The sequence below is a fragment of the Sandarakinorhabdus cyanobacteriorum genome, assembly GCF_002251755.1.
Taxonomy (GTDB): Bacteria; Pseudomonadota; Alphaproteobacteria; order Sphingomonadales; family Sphingomonadaceae; genus Sandarakinorhabdus; species Sandarakinorhabdus cyanobacteriorum.
Map to the genome: position 1 here is coordinate 13,650 of NZ_NOXT01000115.1, position 15,966 is coordinate 29,615.

Genomic DNA, 15,966 nt, shown 5'->3' on the forward strand with positions numbered 1-15,966 from the left:
GCCTTTCGTTTGAATGTTGCAGCTGGCCATATGGCGTGGGCCGAAGGAAGGGAAGCACCCATTGCGCAGCACCCGCGCTGTGCATAAATTGCCCTCATGCAACAGGCCCCGTCGCTCACCGAACTGAACGACCGCGCGCGCGAGATTTTTCGCCAGATCGTCGATGCCTATCTGGCCTCCGGCGCGCCGGTGGGCAGCCGCACCCTGTCCAAGGGCGGCGGCCTCGGCCTGTCGCCGGCGTCCATCCGCAATGTCATGCAGGATCTGGAGGAGCTGGGCCTGCTCGCCGCGCCGCACACGTCGGCCGGGCGGCTGCCGACCGAACTGGGTCTCAGGATGTTCGTCGATGGCATGATGCAGGCCGCCGAAGTGTCGGACGAAGACCGCGCCAAGCTCGAATCTGGCCTCGCCCCCGGCATGGCGATGGAGGAGGCGCTGGCCCGCACCACGGCGGCGCTGTCGGGCCTGTCCCATTGTGCCGGCCTGGTGCTGGTGCCGGCGCGCGAGCTCATCATTCGCCAGGTCAGCTTCGTGCCGCTGTCGCCCACCCGCGCGCTGGTGGTGCTGGTCGGCGCCGATGGCAGTGTCGAAAACCGCCTTCTCGATCTGCCGCCCGGCGTGCTGCCGGCCACGCTGGAGGCTGCGGCCAACTATATCACCACCCGGCTCGCCGGCCTGACGCTGGGCGAAGCGGCCCAGCGGCTTTCGACGGAAATTGCCCGCGACCGGGCCGCGCTCGATGCCCTCACCCAAAGTGCGGTGTCGGCCGGGCTGGCCGTCTGGTCATCCGATGCCGCCGCACGCCCGGTGCTGATCGTGCGCGGCCAGGCCAATCTGGTCGAAGGCCAGATGGACATGGACCGGGTGCGGCAATTGCTGGACGATCTCGAAGACAAGGCTGAACTCATTCGGCTTCTGGATGGCGCGCGCGGGGCCGAGGCAACGCGCATCTTCATTGGCGCTGAAAGCCGGCTGTTCTCGCTGTCCGGCTCCAGCGTGATCGCCGCACCCTATCGCGGCAATGATGGCAAGGTGATCGGCGTTGTGGGGGTTATCGGGCCGACCCGGTTGAACTATGCGCGTGTCATCCCCATGGTGGATTACACAGCCCGAACCCTGAGCAGATTGGCATCATGACCGACGTGACCGAGAACAACGAACAGCCCGAAACCAGCGAGACCGCCGATGCCCCCGAAAGCCAGCTTGATCTGGCCGAAGCGCTGCTGGCCAAGGATCAGGAAATCGCCGATCTGAAAGACCGGGTGATGCGCGCGCTGGCCGATGTGGAAAACACCCGCCGCCGGCTGGAGCGCGACAAGGCCGAGGCGATCCAATATGCCGTCACCGGCTTTGCCCGCGAGATGCTGGCCGTGGCCGACAATCTGCGTCGTGCCGTCGCCGCCCTGCCGCCCGAAGGCTTTGACCAGGTGCGCACCGGCATCGAGGCGACCGAGCGCGAGCTGCTGGCGATCTTTGGCCGCCAGAACATCGCCCGCATCGAGATCACCAGCGGCGAGCCGCTTGATCCCAACCGCCACCAGGCGATGATCGAGGTACCGAGCGCGTTTGATGCCGGCACCGTGGTCGCCGAGCTGGCCAGCGGCTGGACCATCCGCGACCGCCTGCTGCGCCCGGCGATGGTAAGCGTGGCGCGTAGCTCGGATTGAGGCCCGGAAGCCTCTCCTCCCGTCAGCGGGAGGGGAGGCATCCGCTCACAAGGTCCAGCTTAATTCCTTCTCCGCCGCGCGCTTGTCCAGCTCAGCGCGGCTGATCTTTTCGGATGCCGATTTCAGCTGGCCGCAGGCGGCCATGATGTCCCGCCCGCGCGGGGTGCGCACCGGGGCGGAGATGCCGGCCTTGAAGATGATGTCCGAAAAGGCCTTGATCCGCTCGTTGGACGAGCATTCGTAGAAGCTGCCCGGCCACGGGTTGAACGGGATCAGGTTGACCTTGGCCGGCAGGCGATATTTGCGGATCAGCCGCACCAGCTCGCGGGCATCCTCGTCGCTGTCGTTCTTGCCGGCCAGCATGACATATTCGAACGTGATCCGCCGGGCGTTGTTGGCGCCCGGATAGGCGGCGCAGGCCTCCAGCAGCTGCTCGATGCCATATTTGCGATTGAGCGGCACGATCTCGTCGCGGATTTCCTTGGTGACGGCGTGCAGCGACACGGCGAGGTTCACGCCAATCTCGTTGCCGGCGCGCACCATCATCGGCACCACGCCGCTGGTCGACAGGGTGATGCGCCGCTTGGACAGGCCCAGCCCCTCGCCATCCATGACGATCTGCAGCGCCGCCTTCACATTGTCGAAATTATAGAGCGGCTCGCCCATGCCCATCATCACGATGTTGGTGAGCATGCGGCCTTCCGGCGTGTAATTGTTGCCGGGATTGTGGGCGCCAGGCACCCACACATCATCATCGTCATCATCGGCGACATCGTTGGCGAGCGGGCGCACGATCGGCACCGGCGTGGCGCCCGGCCATTCGCCCAGCGCGTCGCGCGCCAACATCACCTGGCCGACGATCTCGGCCGGGGTGAGGTTGCGCACCAGCTTCATCGTGCCGGTGTGGCAGAAACGGCAATTGAGCGTGCAGCCAACCTGGCTCGACACGCACAGCGTGCCGCGCGTCGCATCCGGGATGAACACGCATTCGGCTTCCTCGCCATCGGCAAAGCGCAGCAGCCATTTGCGGGTGCCGTCGCTGCTGGCCTGCGCCGTCACCACTTCCGGGCGACCAACCACGAAATGGGTCGCAAACAGCGCGCGATGATCCTTGGCGATATTGGCCATGGCGCCAAAATCGGTGGCGCCACGGTGATAGATCCAGTGCCACAGCTGGCGGCTGCGCATGCGGGCGGTCTTGGCATCAAGGCCAATGGCTTCCAGCGCGGCGGCAATCGCCGGCCGGTCCAGCCCGACCAGATCGGTCTTGCCGTCTGGACGTTGCGGCGTCTTGCGCGGCACCACCAGGGGGTCCGACGGGCCGGGAACATGACCAATGATCTGCATCGCGCGGCCTATAGGCCACAACGGCCGGGTTGCAAAGCCATGGGCGCCAGGCGAGGCTCGGCGATGTTACCACTTTGACAGAAAACGCCGGGTGGTTAAGAACACGCATCATAGCAATGGAGGGTTCATGTTCGCTCGTATTGCCGCTGCTTTGCTTGGTGCCGCAATTGTGTCTGGACCCGCGTTTGCCACCAGTCCGCTGCCGTCGTTCCGCTTCACCAGCCTGCGTTCGGGCACGTTGGGCATGGAGTTTGTGAATGGCATCAACAACAATGGCCTGATTGTCGGTTTCCGGGCCAGCACGCCGCAGGGCGTGATCCTCTCTCAGAATGGCACCCGGACGCTGGTGCCTGATGGGTCGTTGCGGCCAGATTCGCTCAATCTCTCCGGCCAGATTGCCGGTACCCAGTTCACGGGCAACGGATTTCGGGCCTTTGTCCGCAATCCGGATGGCAGCATGACCTTCATCGAAGACCCCCAGGGCCGATCAACCGACGCATTTGGCATCAATGATGCGGGTAAGGTCCTGGTCAACGTCAGCGGACCCAATGGCTCGGCCGGTGCCATGCTGTGGCAGGCAGGCAATGTCACCCCGATCATCGGACCCGGCGGAAACCAGCCAACGGCGACAGACGTGAACAACAGCGATGTCGTTGTTGGCAACGTCCGCACGCTGACGGGCGAGACGCAGGCCTTTCGCTGGGAAGCTGGCGCCATGACCATCCTGGGTTCCCTTGGGAACAGCGACTCCTATGCGTCCGACACATCAATGACCAGGGCGATATTGTGGGTGTGACGACCACCAATGCTGGCGTCTGGTCAGCCTTTGTGTGGCGCAATGGCGTGATGAACGCCCTGTCACTGCCCGGCATGGCCACTTCGGCCAGCGCCATCAACGCCAATGGCTGGGTGGTTGGGTCTTACGACCCCGATGGCTTCAGCAGTCGCGCCCAGCTGTGGATCAATGACCAACCGGTTGATCTGATCGGGCTTGTGCCGGCCTTGGCAGATTTCAGCAGCAGTTTCGCTGTTGGCGTGAATGATGCCGGACAGATCGTGGGCTATGGCTATCGCAACGGCCGCGAAACGGCCTTCTTGCTTGATCCGTCAAGCCACGGCGCTGTCCCCGAGCCGGCAAGCTGGGCGATGTTGATCGCCGGCTTTGGCCTGATCGGCGCTCTCCAGCGTCGCCGGTCAGTCCGCCTTCATGTGATGCAATCCCTGCACCATGGCGCCGGCGGTGCGCATGCGTTCCACGGCGGCGCGGCGCATGATCTGGCGCGGTGAGTGAAAATAGGCCGAAGGCGTCATGCCCATATAGGCCTTGAACTCACGGTTGAAGTGCGGCTGGTCGAAGTAACTGCCGTCGAGCAGCGTGGCCAGCGGTTGATCCAGCCGGTCGCCAATATCGGCCAGCGTGCGCAGGAAGCGCTGGCGGCGCAACAGCCGCTTGGGGGGGAAGCCGAACACCCGCTGGCACAGGCGCGCCAGGGTGCGCTCGTTCAGGCCCAGGCTGGCGGCGAAATCATGGGCGGTGCCGATCTCGCCATCCACCAGCGCCGCCTCCACCGCGGCGATCAGCGGGTCTGGCGGCGGCGCGGCAGCCGCGCGGCCGGTGAAAAACCCATCGAGCAACGCCACCGAAGCGGACCAGTCCGCTGTTTGGAATTGCTGCCACAACTGGTCAGCCGCCGCCCCATACACATGGCCCAGATCGCACACCCGGTTGGCATGGCGGTCCGCCGGCTCGCCGATCAGCTGTGCCCAGCCAAGCGCGGTCAGCCCGATCCCCAGGCTGGCGGCATCGCCCGGTGTGCGCACCATGCCGGTGCGGTCGGTCGGCCCGAACAGGCTGGCGCGTTCCGGCATCGGATCGTTGCAGCCCGGCCGTGTCACCGTCCACTGGCCGCGGATCGAAAAGCGGATATTGCCCCATTCGGGGTGCAGATAATCCTCCAGCGGGGCGGGGGCGACCACCCGGTAATAGGTGGTGATCAGCGGCCGCAGCGCCGGCGCCGGCAGGGCAAAGCACACCTGTGGTTCGGCTGGCGCTGCCGCCAGCGGCTGGGATTGCCGGGCCGGCGCAAGCGCCGCCCCTTCGTCAAGCGCTCCACGCGCCACCCGTGCCAGCATCATGTTCATCGCGACCCCCCTTGTTGATGCAACACTGGGCGTCCGGGTGGCGGCTGCGATCCCCCTTTTGATTACTCCTGGCTCACATCGCGCTGATGCCGCCATCCACATAAAGGCCATGGCCGGTCACCATCTTGGCCTCGTCACTGGCCAGATAGACGGCGGCCCAGGCAATATCATCGGGTTCGCCCACGGCCCCCAGCGGGATCTGGCGGCCCAGCTTGGCCAGGCCCGCCTCGCGGCCCAGCGCGCTTGTGATGCCATCCAGGATCGGCGTGTCGATGAACACCGGGTGGATGCTGTTGCAGGTGATGCGATATTGCTGCTTCGCGCAATGCAGCGCCACCGATTTGGTCAGGTGGCGCACGGCGGCCTTGGCGCTGTTGTAGGCGGCCGAATTGTGCGCCGCGATCACGCCGGCGATGCTGGACAGGTTGATGATGCTGCCGCGCACCCCGGTTTCGCGCACGGTGCGGGCCATCACCGGCAACGACAGCTTGCAGCCCAGGAACACGCTGTCCAGATCGATCGAATGCACGCGCTTCCAGGTGTCGAAATCGGTGGCTTCCACGGTCGATCCACCCGCGATGCCGGCATTGTTGACCAGCACATGGAACCCGCCCCATTTTTCTTCGGCAAAGGCGATGGCGGCGGCCCAGTCATCCGGGCTGGTCACATCATGGCGGCAGGCCACGGCGGCATCCCCGATGCTGGCCGCCACCGCCTTCACCCCGGCCTCGTTGATGTCGGTCAGCACCAGGCGGGCGCCTTCCTGCGCCATGCGCCGGGCCATCGCCTCGCCCAGCCCCTGTGCGGCGCCGGTGATCAGCGCGATCTTGCCTGCCAGACGGTTCATGCGTGTCTCTCCCCAGATGGTCTTTGCCGCACGCTGCCCCGGCTGGCGGCCCGGCGCAACCTCTCAACTGCACTGCCAGTGTGACACGTGTGCAACACAGGCCGATGTTTGCGTGCGCACGCAAATGTCGCACTTTCACAAGCGTGCAAAGTGGGTTAGCATTTCCTGTCACAAATTTGAGCCGGACTCCACCGGCCAGTCGCATCACCACTTGGGAGATTGTCATGCGCCAATTGCTGCTTGCCACCACCGCCGCCCTGCTGCTGCCTGCCGCCGCCCTGGCGCAAGAGGCGCAGCCGGCGCAGACCGCGCAGGACGATGTGGTGGAATCGGGTGAAATCATCGTCACGGCCACCCGCCGCTCCGAAGGCCTGTCGAAGATCCCGATCGCGGTCACGGCCGTCACCATGGAACAGCTGCGCAATTCGGGTGGCAACGACATCCGCCAGATCGCCCAGCTGGCGCCGTCGCTGCTGGTGTCGTCGGCCACCAACGAATCCAACGGCGCGGCGCGTGTGCGCGGCATCGGCACCGTCGGCGAGAACCCGGGCCTCGAAAGCTCGGTCGCGGTGTTCATCGATGGCGTCTATCGCAGCCGCACCGGCGTTGGCCTCACCGATCTGGGCGAGCTGGAGCGGATTGAAATCCTGCGCGGCCCGCAGGGCACGCTGTTCGGGCGCAACGCCTCGGCGGGTCTGATCAGCATCACCACCGCCCAGCCCAAGTTCGAATTTGGCGGCATCGTCGAAGCCACCTACGGCAACTACGACAACAAGCGCCTGATGGGCAGCCTGACCGGCCCCATCCTGGGTGACAAGCTGGCCTTCCGCATCGATGGCCTGTGGAACGAGCGTGACGGCTTCCTGCGCGATGTCGTGTCGGGCCGCACGCTCGCCGATCGCAACCGCTGGCTGCTGCGCGGCCAATTGCTGGCCAAGCCGACCGAGGATCTGACCATCCGCATCATCGGCGATTACAACAGCAAGGACGAGGAATGCTGCGGCGCCGCCTTCCTGCCGGCCAACAATCTGGTGCGCGACGCCCAGGGCAATGTGAACACGACACCCAGCACCATCCTGGGCATCGTGCGCGGGTTGGGCGGCACCATCCCGCTGCCCACCGATGGCAGCCGGTTTGTCCGCGACACCGCCATCACCCGTGGTGAAGGCTATTTCCAGGCCACGCGCGATTGGGGCCTGTCTGGCGAAGTCAACTGGGCGCTGGGCGGTGTGAACCTCACCTCCATCACCGCCTATCGCCAGTTCAAGAACAAGGCTGGCCAGGATCTCGACTTCAACAGCCTCGATATCCTGCGCCGCCGCGATCAGGACCGCAAATTCAGCACCTTCACCCAGGAACTGCGTCTGCAGGGCACCGCCTTCAACGATCGGCTCGACTGGCTGGTGGGTGCCTATTACGCCGATGAAATCCTGTCGGCCGATGATGATGGGAAATATGGCAACGACTATGAACGCTATGCCAACTGTGTGCTGGCCGATACATTTGCCCGTGCCACCGGCCAATTGGGCCTGATCAACACGGCGGACAGCAGCTGCTTCAACCGGCCGCTCGCCGCGGGCCTTGCCAGTGCCATCGGCGGCTCCACCGGTGCCCAGATCGCGGCGCTGTCGGGGCAGGGTGCCCTTATCCCCGGCCGGCCGATCGATACGCGTGGCGGCTTCTACAACATCGCCTCGCAGATCGGTTATGTCACCCCGGCCGGCCAGAATCTGATGAATGGCACCGGCGTCGTGAACAATGAATTCCGCCAGCGCAGCCGCAACTATGCCTTCTTCACCCACAATGTGATCAAGCTGATCCCGGACAAGCTGAGCCTGACGCTGGGCCTGCGGTACACCAACGAGCAGAAGTTCCTCGACACGCGGTTCAACGCCAACAACGGCTTCTGCGCCGCCCTGCGCGCCTCGCCGCTGGCGGCGCTGGCCAACCTGCCGTGCGTGGTCAATGGCACCGCCGGCCCCGGTTTCAACCGCACCGCTCCGGGCGCCACCCTGAACGAGGATCGCGTGACCGGCACCGCCGTGCTCACCTTCACGCCCAGCCGCGAGGTGCTCACCTACCTGTCCTACTCGCGTGGCTACAAGGCGGGTGGCTTCAACCTCGACACCTCGGCACTGGTGGCCAACAATCCGCGGCCGACCGATCTGCTGTTCAATGCCGAAGATGTGGACGCCTATGAAATCGGTGCCAAGCTGAACTTCAAGGGTTTCCGCCTCAATGCCGCGCTGTTCTATCAGGAATTCAGCAATTTCCAGCTGAACACCTTCAACGGCGTGAACTTTGAGGTGGCCAATGTCGGCGGCTGCCAGGATGATCTGGGCGGGCGGGATCGCGATCTCACCGCCGGCAATTCCACCTGCCCGGCCGATCGCGTCGGCCCCGGCCTGATCTCCAAGGGCATCGAACTGGAAGCCTTCCTCAACCCGGTGCGGCACGTCAACATCGGCCTTGGCTATACCTATGCCGAAAGCCGCTATGCCCGGAACATGACCGGCACCAACGGCAGCAGCCTGGCGCCCACGCTGTTCCAGCTGCCGGGTCAGTTGCTGTCCAATGCCTCGCCGCATGTGGTGACCACCAGCTTCAGCTGGACGCCGCCGATCAACGACACGCTGTCGGCGCTGGTCTATGTCGATTATCGCTACATGTCGAAGTTCAACACCGGTTCCGATCTGGATTTCGAAAAGGAAGAGCCGGGCTTTGGCGTGATGAACGCGCGGCTTGGCCTCTATGGCAAGGATCGCATCTGGGGCGTTGAGTTCTGGGCGCAGAATCTGCTGAACACCCAATATGCCCAGGTTTCGGCGGATGCGCCGCTGCAGGGCGGGGCGACCTTCCGCCAGGTGGCCCGCGGCTTCGCGCCCAATGCCAACGGCCTGTTCATCGCTTTCCCGGGCGAGCCGCGTACCTATGGCATCACCCTGCGCAGCATGTTCTGATCGCCACCGGGCGCGAAAATAGCGCAGCTATTTTCCGACTCCGGCAAGATCGGCCAGCGACAAAAAAGGGCGGCCCCAACAGGCCGCCCTTTCTTTGTGTCGTCTGACGGCGCGGCTTTGCCGCGACGGCCCTCTGCCGCGACGCCCTTGCTTCCTTCTTCCTTCCCCAGAACCCCCAACCCTTGACGCCAACCCCCGACCGCCATACCTCGCAGCCCATGGCCATCCTCCCCATCATCGAAACGCCCGATCCGCGCCTGAAGCAGATCAGCAAGCCGGTCGAGACCGTCACCGACGCGCATCGCACCCTGATCGCCGACATGTTCGAAACGATGTATGACGCGCCGGGCATCGGCCTTGCCGCCATCCAGGTCGGCGTGGCCGAACGCATCCTGGTGATCGATCTGCAGCCCGAAGAAGACGGCACGCCCGATGATGCCCGCCCCGAAGACATCAAGCGCATGCGCGAACCGCGGGTGTTCATCAATCCCGAGATCACCTGGGAATCGCCCGAACTGTCGGTCTATTCCGAAGGCTGTTTGTCGGTGCCCGAAATGTACGCCGATGTGCAGCGCCCGGCCCGCATCCGGGTGACATGGCTCGATGAACAAGGCCAGGCCCATGATGAGGAGCTGGACGGCCTGCTCGCCACCTGCCTGCAGCATGAGATGGACCATCTGAACGGCGTGCTGTTCATCGATCACCTCAGCAAGCTGAAGCGCGACATGCTGCTGAAGAAGCTGGAAAAACTCCGCCGCGTCCGGGGTTGAAGCTCCTCCCCCAGAAGGGGATGATCATTCACCGCTTCAGCGCATCCAGGATCATCCGCGCCGCATCCTCCGGCGGCTTCACCTTGGCCGGGTCTTCGCCCGGATAGGCGCGGGCGCGCATCGTGGTGCGGGTGGCGCCGGGATCGATGATGTGGGTGCGGATCTGGCTGATGTTGCCAACCTCGGCGCCATAGGTGGCGACCAGATTCTCAAGCGCCGCCTTGGTCGCGGCATAGCCGCCCCAATAGGCGCGCGGCTTGGACCCGACCGAGGAGGTGACCGCCACCACATCGCCGGCCGCCGACTGGCGCAGCCAGGGATCAAATGCCGCCAGCAACCGCCAGTTCGCCGTCAGGTTGATGGCGATCAGCTTGTCCCACTCCTTGCGGTCCAGGTGGGGCACAGGGGCCAGTGTGCCGAGCTGCGCCGCATTCAGGATCAGCGCGTCGAGCCGGCCCCAGCGCGCACCGACGGCGTTGCCCAGCCGGTCGATGGCATCAAGATCATTCAGGTCAAAGGGCGCGATGGTGGCGGTGCCGCCGGCGGCATGGATCCTGTCATCCACCTGGCCCAGCGCGCCTTCGCTGCGGGCGGTGAGGATGACATGCCAGCCTTCGGCGGCCAGCAATTCGGCAGTCGCCGCGCCAATGCCACGGCTGGCCCCGGTGACGAGGGCGATCTTCTTGTCGGTCGTGTCGGTCATTGGCGGGCCTTAGGCTGGGCGGGGCAGGGGGGCAAGCATGATCCTCCCCAAACTTGTTTGGGGAGGGGGACCGCCGGAACGGCGGTGGAGGGGTGTGTGGCGCCAGAGCCCCTCCGTCTCAGCCCCTCCGCTTCGCTGCGCTCGGCACCTCCCCAAACATGTTTGGGGAGGACCTTAGATCACCCTTTCCGCCAGCAGGCTCAGCTGGTCCGGCACCTCCACCTCTTCCTGATCGGTCAGGCGGGTGGGGTAATCGCCGGTGAAGCAGGCATCGCAATATTGCGGGGCATGCTCGTCGCGCACCGGCTCGCCGACGGCGCGATACAGGCCGTCGATCGACAGGAAGGCCAGGCTGTCCACCTTGATGAAATCGCGCATGCGCTCGACATCCATCTGCGCGGCCAGCAGCTTGGCGCGTTCCGGCGTGTCGACCCCATAGAAACAGCTGTGCCGATACGGCGGGCTGGCGATGCGCATGTGCACCTCCTCCGCCCCGGCCTCGCGCAGCATCTGCACGATCTTCACGCTGGTGGTGCCGCGCACGATCGAATCATCGATCAGCACGATGCGCTTGCCGGCGATCAGCGCGCGGTTGGCATTGTGCTTCAGCTTCACGCCCAGGTTGCGGATCTGGTCGCCGGGCTGGATGAAGGTGCGGCCGATATAATGGCTGCGGATGATGCCCAATTCGAAGGGAATGCCGCTCTCCTGGGCATAGCCGATGGCGCCGGGCACGCCGCTGTCCGGCACCGGCACCACCATGTCGGCCTCCACCGGGTTCTCGCGGGCGAGCTCCGCGCCGATGCGCTTGCGCACTTCATAAACGCTGCTGCCGTCCATCATCGAATCGGGCCGGCTGAAATAGACATGCTCAAAGATGCAGGGCCGCGCCCGCTGCGGCGCAAACGGCCGGATCGAGCGCAGGCCACGCCCGGTGATGATGATCAGCTCGCCTGGCTCCACCGAACGCAGGAAGGTCGCGCCCACCATGTCGAGCGCCACGGTTTCGGAGGCGAGGATATAGCTATCGCCCAACCGGCCCAGCACGAGCGGCCTGATGCCCAGCGGATCGCGGCAGGCCAGCATGCCCTCGGCGGTGAGGCAGATCAGGCTGTAGGCGCCCTCCACCCGCTTCAGCGCATCGATGAAACGGTCGAGCAGGGTGCGATAGGACGAGGTGGCGACGAGGTGGATGATCACCTCGGTATCGCTGGTCGATTGAAAGATCGCGCCGCGCCGCACCAGCTCGCGCCGCAGGGTCATCGCGTTGGAAATATTGCCGTTGTGGGCAACCGAGAAGCCGCCCGATGCCAGTTCGGCAAACAGCGGCTGCACGTTCCTGAGCGCGGTTTCGCCGGTGGTGGAATAGCGGTTGTGGCCGATGGCGATCTCGCCCTTCAGCTTGTTGATCACCGCATCATTGTCGAAATTGCCCGCCACATGGCCCATGGCGCGGTGGGTGTGGAAATCCTTGCCATCGAAACTGGTGATGCCGGCGGCTTCCTGGCCGCGGTGCTGCAGCGCGTGCAGGCCCAGCGCCACCAGCGCGGCGGCACCTTCTGCGCCATAAACGCCGAACACGCCGCATTCCTCGTGGAGATGATCCTGTTCCCACGGGTCGGTGGTGAGCATCTGGTCCATGTGGGCGGCCTTTGTCTTTCGGCAGATGCCGCGCCATATAGGTCGGAGCCGGGGCTTTGTCGCCCCCCGTGTTGTGATGAAAGTGTCACATGAGCCATTCGCTGGACGAAAGCCTGGAATTCCAACCCCGCTGGGGCGCCGATGGCCTGTTGACGGCCGTCGCCGTGGACGCCCAATCCGGCGCCGTGTTGATGGTCGCCCACATGAACCCCGATGCGCTGGCCGCCACGCTTGCCACGGGCGAGGCGCATTACTGGAGCCGCAGCCGCCGCGAATTGTGGCACAAGGGGGCGACCAGCGGCGCCATCCAGCGCGTGGTCGAAATCCGCGTGGATTGTGACCAGGATTGCCTGCTGCTGCTGGTCGAACCGGCCGGCCCCGCCTGCCACACCGGCCGGGTGAACTGCTTCTACCGCCGGCTCGATGGCGGGCGGCTGGTGATGCTGTGATGTTGCCAAGGGTCCTTCTTGCAGGGGCGACCGGGCTGATAGGCGGTCTGGTGCTGGCGCGCTGCCCCGATGCAATCCCGGTTTCGCGCCGACCCATCCCCGGCCGGCCCGGCGTGGTCGCCGATTTTGACGATCTTCCGCCATTGCCCCCGGCCCAGGTCGCGGTCTGCGCGCTCGGCACCACCCGCGCCAAGGCCGGCAGCGACGCCGCCTTCCGCGCCGTCGACCACGACGCCGTCCTCGCCTTCGCCCGCGCCGCGCAGGCTGCCGGGGTCACCCACTTCATCCTGGTCAGCAGCGTCGGCGCCAACCCGAAGTCCGGCCTGCTCTACCCGCGCACCAAGGGCGAAGTGGAGGCAGCCCTGGCCGCCATGGCCTTCACCCGCCTCGACATTCTCCAGCCCGGCCTCCTCATCGGCCCCCGCAGTGAACGCCGCCCAGTCGAGCGCTTCCTGCAAGCCGCCGCTCCGCTGATGGACCTCGCCCTGCCGCGCCACCTCGGCAGCTTGCCGGCACAGGCAGTCGCGCAGGCGATCGTAACGCTGACCCAGCGCAGCGAACCCGGCGTCTTCCGCCACACCAACCGCAGCATCTCAGTGAGCGCGGCGACGCTGCGCTGACTGTCTCATGCAATATTGGAACCATTTCAATTGGTTTGCAAGTTGTGGTATTTGGCGATAATATTGGGTTTTAGCAGAAAATAGGGCGTATGCAGTGGATTATCTTTCTGATGAAGATGGAGACTATACCTCTGTCCGAGAGATTCCTTATCGATCACTGGTTAAACTGCTTGCTGCCATTGCGGCTGCTGCTGGGTTGTTTTTCATAACGTTTCATTCGGCTGCCTGGATGGTTGGAATGCCAGGACCATTCCTTGGATTCGGGAGCGGCTCGCGATTCCAGGACATAGCCATCAGCAGCTTCGTAATTTCCGTGTCGGTCTTCCTGTTCTCCCTTTTCGGGTTGGTTGCCCTGAAGATCATGGCCGCCATTGATCGGCTCAATCTCAAGCTAAAGATGCGTTAGTTCCGCCACAGCAACCGCGCCATCGCCAGCTTGACCTTTACGTAAACGTCAACTACCCCTCATTCCGATGAGCAAGCCGGCTGAGGTTTCCCGCACGGATGATGAGGCAGCGGCCCTGCTGCATGCCTTTGCCACCGCGCCCGCCCCGCCGGCCGCCGGCGATGCCAGCCATTTTTCGATCACCGAACTGGCGCTGGCGTTCAACATCACGCCGCGTGCCATCCGCTTCTATGAGGATCAGGGCCTGATCGCGCCGGAGCGGCAGGGGCAGAACCGCATCTATTCCCGCCGCGATCGCGCCCGGCTGGCGTGGATCCTGCGGGCAAAGAATGTCGGCTTCTCCCTCGCCGAAATCCGCGAGATGATCGATCTTTATGACGTTGGCGATCACCGCCAGACGCAAAAGCGCGTCACCCTGGAAAAATGCCGCGCCCGCATCGCGCTCCTCACCGAACAGCGCGCTGATATCGATGCGACCATCCAGGAACTGCAACAATTCTGCGACATCGTCGAACAATCATTGAAAGCCTGAGAACGAGCCCGCCATGCCCTTCTACCGCGCCCCCGTCAAAGACACGCTGTTCGTGCTGGAGGCCGTGGCCGGCCTCTACAACCAGTCCCATGTGCCGGGGTTCGAGGCGGTGTCGCCCGATCTGGTCGAGGCCGTGCTCAATGAAGGCGGCAAATTCTGCGCCGAAGTGCTGGCGCCGCTCAATCTCCCCGGTGATCAACAGGGCTGCACCCGCCATCCCGATGGCAGCGTGACCGCGCCCGATGGCTTCAAGGCGGCCTACAAGGCGTTCTGCGATGGCGGCTGGGGCGGCCTCATTGCCTCCGAACATCATGGTGGCCAGGGCCTGCCCTACACCATCGGTGCGGTGATGCAGGAATTCATCGCCGCCTCCAACATGGCGTTCGGCATGTATCCCGGCCTGTCCGAAGGCGCGCAGGCCGCCATCGAGGTGGTGGGCAGCCCCGAGCAGAAGGCAAAATGGCTGCCCAACATGGTGCAGGGCCGCTGGACCGGCACCATGAACCTGACCGAGCCGCACTGCGGCACCGATCTTGGCCTGATCCGCACCCGCGCCGAGCCCAATGCCGACGGCAGCTATGCTATCACCGGCACCAAGATCTTCATTTCGGCCGGCGAGCATGACCTGTCGGAAAACATCATCCACCTGGTGCTGGCGAAAACCCCCGGCGCGCCGGACAGCGTGAAGGGCATCAGCCTGTTCATCGTGCCCAAGTTTATTGTGCATGATGATGGCAGCCTGGGCGCCCGCAACGCCGTGTCGTGCGGCAGCATCGAACACAAGATGGGCATCCACGGCAACGCCACCTGCGTGATGAACTATGATGGCGCCACCGGCTATATGCTGGGGGAGGAGATGAAGGGCCTCGCCGCCATGTTCATTATGATGAACGCAGCGCGGCTGGGGGTCGGCATCCAGGGCCTCGCCCAGGCCGATGCCGCCTATCAGAACGCTGTCGAATACGCCAAGGGCCGTCTGCAGGGCCGCAGCCTGACGGGGCCGAAGAACCCCGAGGGCAAGGCCGATCCCATCATCGTCCACCCTGATGTGCGCCGCATGCTGATGGACGCGCGCGCCTTCACCGAAGCCATGCGCGCGCTGGTGCTGTGGGGTGCCATCCGGGTCGACCTGTCGCGCAAGGCCCCCGACGCCGCCGAGCGGGAGATGGCCGATAACCTGATCAGCCTGCTCACCCCGGTCATCAAGGGCTATGGCACCGATCGCGGCTATGAAGTCGCCACCAACTGCCAGCAGGTGCTGGGCGGCCACGGCTATATCGCCGAATGGGGCATGGAACAGTTCGTGCGCGATGCCCGCATCGCCATGATCTATGAAGGCACCAACGGCATCCAGGCGCTTGACCTGGTTGGCCGCAAGCTGGGTGCCAAGGGCGGCCGCGGCACCCAGGCCTGGCTCAGCCTGGTGGGCAGCGATCTCGCAGCGGCCGCTGCGGACGACCGGCTGGCCTTCCTCACCGCCCCGCTGGGCAAGGCGCTGGCTGACGTGCAGGCCGGCATCATGTGGCTGTTGCAGAATGGCATGGCCAACCCCGACAATGCCGGGGCCGGCGCCACCGCCTTCATGCGCATGCTGGGCCATGCCGCGCTCGGCCATATGTGGCTGAAGATGGCGATGGCGTCGCAGGCCGCGCTCGATGCCGGCACGACCGATCCGGATTTCCACACCGCCAAGCTGATCACCGCCCGCTATTTCGCCGCGCGCGTGCTGCCCGAAACCGCGTCCCTGCGCGCCCAACTGGAAGCCGGGGCCGACGTGGTGATGGCGCTGCCGGAAGCGATGTTCTGACACTGCTCCCCTCCCGCTTGCGGGAGGGGTCGGGGGTGGGAATGAACCCGCAAGCCCCCACGCGTAGAAGTCCCA

At 65.0% G+C, this 15,966-nt stretch carries 15 protein-coding genes and 1 pseudogene; 11 read left to right on the forward strand and 5 right to left on the reverse strand.

The annotated features are described in order from the left end of the window. The first annotated feature begins 96 nt into the window (after positions 1 to 96). Together hrcA and CHU93_RS11130 are read left to right on the forward strand one after the other, a co-directional pair. Positions 97 to 1,137: a heat-inducible transcriptional repressor HrcA gene (hrcA, locus tag CHU93_RS11125; protein WP_094474113.1), complete on the forward strand. Its 1,041-nt coding sequence runs from the start codon at positions 97 to 99 to the stop codon at positions 1,135 to 1,137. Beyond that, the gene (locus CHU93_RS11130; protein WP_094474114.1) at positions 1,134 to 1,667 is read left to right on the forward strand and encodes a nucleotide exchange factor GrpE; all 534 of its coding nucleotides are present in this window, start codon (positions 1,134 to 1,136) and stop codon (positions 1,665 to 1,667) included. Before hrcA ends, CHU93_RS11130 begins: the two co-directional genes overlap by 4 nt. Before the next feature lie 45 nt (positions 1,668 to 1,712). Here CHU93_RS11130 and rlmN read toward each other — a convergent pair whose 3' ends face one another. Beyond that, positions 1,713 to 3,014 (reverse strand): 23S rRNA (adenine(2503)-C(2))-methyltransferase RlmN, encoded by a 1,302-nt coding sequence (gene rlmN, locus CHU93_RS11135; RefSeq protein WP_086116040.1) that lies wholly within the window; start codon positions 3,012 to 3,014, stop codon positions 1,713 to 1,715. Between the two features lie 91 nt (positions 3,015 to 3,105). Between rlmN and CHU93_RS11140 the strand changes: the two genes are divergently transcribed. Both CHU93_RS11140 and CHU93_RS18270 read left to right on the forward strand, forming a co-directional pair. Beyond that, on the forward strand, positions 3,106 to 3,810 hold the full coding sequence (locus CHU93_RS11140) for a hypothetical protein (RefSeq protein ID WP_165768703.1): 705 nt from the start codon (positions 3,106 to 3,108) through the stop codon (positions 3,808 to 3,810). Between the two features lie 314 nt (positions 3,811 to 4,124). Continuing rightward, positions 4,125 to 4,208: pseudogene (locus CHU93_RS18270) on the forward strand (PEPxxWA-CTERM sorting domain-containing protein); the annotation flags it as partial. Here the strand turns inward: CHU93_RS18270 and CHU93_RS11150 are convergent. Then, the gene (locus tag CHU93_RS11150) at positions 4,209 to 5,156 is read right to left on the reverse strand and encodes an AraC family transcriptional regulator (protein WP_165768705.1); all 948 of its coding nucleotides are present in this window, start codon (positions 5,154 to 5,156) and stop codon (positions 4,209 to 4,211) included. A 73-nt stretch (positions 5,157 to 5,229) separates the two neighbouring features. Continuing rightward, complete coding sequence (locus CHU93_RS11155) at positions 5,230 to 6,003, reverse strand: glucose 1-dehydrogenase (protein WP_094474118.1); 774 nt, start codon at positions 6,001 to 6,003, stop codon at positions 5,230 to 5,232. Between the two features lie 224 nt (positions 6,004 to 6,227). Here CHU93_RS11155 and CHU93_RS11160 point away from each other — a divergent pair, with 224 nt between their 5' ends. Together CHU93_RS11160 and def are read left to right on the forward strand one after the other, a co-directional pair. Next, entirely contained in the window at positions 6,228 to 8,963 is a 2,736-nt protein-coding gene (locus tag CHU93_RS11160) for a TonB-dependent receptor (RefSeq protein ID WP_243375575.1), read from the forward strand. Positions 8,964 to 9,181: 218 nt separating this feature from the next. Beyond that, positions 9,182 to 9,733, forward strand: coding sequence for a peptide deformylase (gene def, locus CHU93_RS11165; RefSeq protein WP_094474119.1), 552 nt, complete (start codon positions 9,182 to 9,184; stop codon positions 9,731 to 9,733). Positions 9,734 to 9,761: 28 nt separating this feature from the next. On the opposite strand, the gene CHU93_RS11170 is transcribed toward def, so the two are convergent. Both CHU93_RS11170 and purF read right to left on the reverse strand, forming a co-directional pair. Next, positions 9,762 to 10,436 carry an SDR family NAD(P)-dependent oxidoreductase gene (locus CHU93_RS11170; protein ID WP_086116045.1) on the reverse strand — a complete coding sequence of 225 codons (675 nt, stop codon included), beginning with the start codon at positions 10,434 to 10,436 and terminating at the stop codon, positions 9,762 to 9,764. 174 nt (positions 10,437 to 10,610) lie between these two features. Continuing rightward, positions 10,611 to 12,068, reverse strand: a complete 1,458-nt coding sequence (purF, locus tag CHU93_RS11175) for an amidophosphoribosyltransferase (protein WP_094474189.1) — start codon at positions 12,066 to 12,068, stop codon at positions 10,611 to 10,613. A gap of 98 nt (positions 12,069 to 12,166) precedes the next feature. On the opposite strand from purF, the gene hisI reads away from it, so the two are divergent. The 5 genes from hisI (at position 12,167) to CHU93_RS11195 (ending at position 15,891) form a co-directional block, all read left to right on the forward strand. Continuing rightward, positions 12,167 to 12,526 (forward strand): phosphoribosyl-AMP cyclohydrolase, encoded by a 360-nt coding sequence (gene hisI, locus CHU93_RS11180; protein ID WP_094474120.1) that lies wholly within the window; start codon positions 12,167 to 12,169, stop codon positions 12,524 to 12,526. Next, positions 12,526 to 13,146 carry a Rossmann-fold NAD(P)-binding domain-containing protein gene (locus tag CHU93_RS11185; protein ID WP_207759268.1) on the forward strand — a complete coding sequence of 207 codons (621 nt, stop codon included), beginning with the start codon at positions 12,526 to 12,528 and terminating at the stop codon, positions 13,144 to 13,146. The genes hisI and CHU93_RS11185 overlap by 1 nt, the downstream gene beginning before the upstream one ends. Before the next feature lie 94 nt (positions 13,147 to 13,240). Next, positions 13,241 to 13,552, forward strand: coding sequence for a hypothetical protein (locus CHU93_RS17325; RefSeq protein ID WP_133064387.1), 312 nt, complete (start codon positions 13,241 to 13,243; stop codon positions 13,550 to 13,552). A gap of 67 nt (positions 13,553 to 13,619) precedes the next feature. Next, positions 13,620 to 14,084, forward strand: a complete 465-nt coding sequence (locus tag CHU93_RS11190; RefSeq protein WP_243375578.1) for a MerR family transcriptional regulator — start codon at positions 13,620 to 13,622, stop codon at positions 14,082 to 14,084. Between the two features lie 13 nt (positions 14,085 to 14,097). Continuing rightward, a complete protein-coding gene (locus tag CHU93_RS11195) occupies positions 14,098 to 15,891 on the forward strand; it encodes an acyl-CoA dehydrogenase C-terminal domain-containing protein (protein WP_094474121.1) in 1,794 nt (597 codons plus the stop codon). The last annotated feature ends 75 nt before the right edge of the window (positions 15,892 to 15,966 follow it).